Here is a 940-nt window from a genome sequence, read left to right on the forward strand (position 1 = left end):
GTGCCAAGGCGCACATCAACATGAAGGTGGCTAACGACAAGGCTGGTTCGCCTTATCTGGCACCTGAGGTGCTGACAGAAGTCGATCATCAGATGAGCGTCATGCGCGAGGAAAGCTTTGGCCCGATCGTCGGCATCATGAAGGTGCGCAACGACGAAGAGGCGATCGCGCTGATGAACGACAGTCCCTACGGGCTGACCGCTTCGATCTGGACGCGCGATACCGAGCATGCCGTGGCGATCGGCAACCGCGTCGAGACCGGCACGGTGTTCATGAACCGCTGCGACTACCTCGACCCGGCCTTGGTCTGGACCGGCGTCAAGGACACCGGCAAGGGTGCGGGCTTGTCGGCCATCGGCTACGACAATCTGACCCGGCCGAAATCATTCCATCTGCGCGAAGCCATCTGATTTATTGAAAGACAAAAATGTCCAAGCTGATCTCCAAATGGAACTACCCCACCACCGTCCGCTTCGGCGCCGGCCGCATCAAGGAATTGCCTGAGGTGCTGGCGGCCACCGGCATCAAGCGGCCGTTGTTCGTCACCGACCCTGGACTGGCGAAACTGCCGGTCGTCGCCTCGACGCTGAAGATACTCGACGACGCCAAGGTTCCTTACGGCGTCTTCTCCGAGGTCAGGCCTAACCCGGTCGAGTCCAATCTGACCGCCGGCATCGCCGTGTTCAAGAAGGGCAAACATGACGGCGTCATCGCCTTCGGCGGCGGTTCGGCGCTCGATCTCGGCAAGCTGATCGCCTTCCAGGTCGGGCAGGTCAGGCCGGTATGGGATTTCGAGGATGTCGACGACTGGTGGACGCGCGCCAATTCGGACGCCATCGCGCCGATCATCGCCGTGCCGACCACCGCCGGGACCGGATCGGAAGTTGGCCGCGCCGGCGTTATCACCAATGAGGCGACGCACACCAAGAAGGTCATCTTC

At 61.5% G+C, this 940-nt stretch carries 2 protein-coding genes; both read left to right on the forward strand.

Features of this window, described 5'->3' with window-relative positions; genetic code table 11:
- Positions 1–410 (forward strand): aldehyde dehydrogenase family protein (locus EN994_RS33215; protein WP_127308243.1); only part of this gene is annotated, 410 nt, incomplete at its 5' end.
- 17 nt (positions 411–427) lie between these two features.
- Positions 428–940 (forward strand): iron-containing alcohol dehydrogenase (locus tag EN994_RS33220; RefSeq protein ID WP_127308244.1); only part of this gene is annotated, 513 nt, incomplete at its 3' end.

Source organism: Mesorhizobium sp. M7A.F.Ca.CA.002.09.1.1 (assembly GCF_003998555.1).
GTDB classification, from domain to species: Bacteria; Pseudomonadota; Alphaproteobacteria; order Rhizobiales; family Rhizobiaceae; genus Mesorhizobium; species Mesorhizobium ciceri.